Raw genomic sequence first — 482 nt, 5'->3', positions numbered from 1 at the left:
CTCTAGCGCCGATGGTAGTTGGGGCCTTGCCCCTGTGAGAGTAGGACGTTGCCAGGCAAATGGAGGATTAGCTCAGCTGGGAGAGCACCTRCCTTACAAGCAGGGGGTCGGCGGTTCGATCCCGTCATCCTCCACCATATATTGCCGGCTTAGCTCAATTGGTAGAGCAACTGACTTGTAATCAGTAGGTTGGGGGTTCAAGTCCTCTAGCCGGCACCAGCAACTATGGCGGTTGTGGCGAAGTGGTTAACGCACCGGATTGTGGCTCCGGCATTCGTGGGTTCGATTCCCATCAGTCGCCCCATTTTTTCTTAAAAAATTATATTATGCGGGTGTGGCGGAATTGGCAGACGCACCAGACTTAGGATCTGGCGCCTTTGGCGTGGGGGTTCGACTCCCTTCACCCGCACTTTTAATAAAATATCTCATACATGTCTTGCGGAAGTAGTTCAGTGGTAGAATACAACCTTGCCACCTTGCCA

At 52.6% G+C, this 482-nt stretch carries 4 tRNA genes; all 4 read left to right on the top strand.

The window, feature by feature from the left end:
* The first annotated feature begins 61 nt into the window (after positions 1–61).
* The 4 genes from AC1DIT_RS28475 to AC1DIT_RS28460 all read left to right on the top strand — a co-directional run bounded on the left by AC1DIT_RS28475 (position 62) and on the right by AC1DIT_RS28460 (position 409).
* Positions 62–137 (top strand) — tRNA-Val (locus AC1DIT_RS28475).
* A gap of 6 nt (positions 138–143) precedes the next feature.
* Positions 144–219: transfer RNA gene (locus AC1DIT_RS28470), tRNA-Thr, on the top strand.
* 9 nt (positions 220–228) lie between these two features.
* Positions 229–304 (top strand) — tRNA-His (locus tag AC1DIT_RS28465).
* A gap of 24 nt (positions 305–328) precedes the next feature.
* Positions 329–409: transfer RNA gene (locus AC1DIT_RS28460), tRNA-Leu, on the top strand.
* The last annotated feature ends 73 nt before the right edge of the window (positions 410–482 follow it).

The organism is Bacillus sp. 05T22, assembly GCF_056396765.1.
The sequence above is the reverse complement of the archived record's forward strand: the minus strand, read 5'-3'. Positions and strand labels throughout refer to the sequence as shown.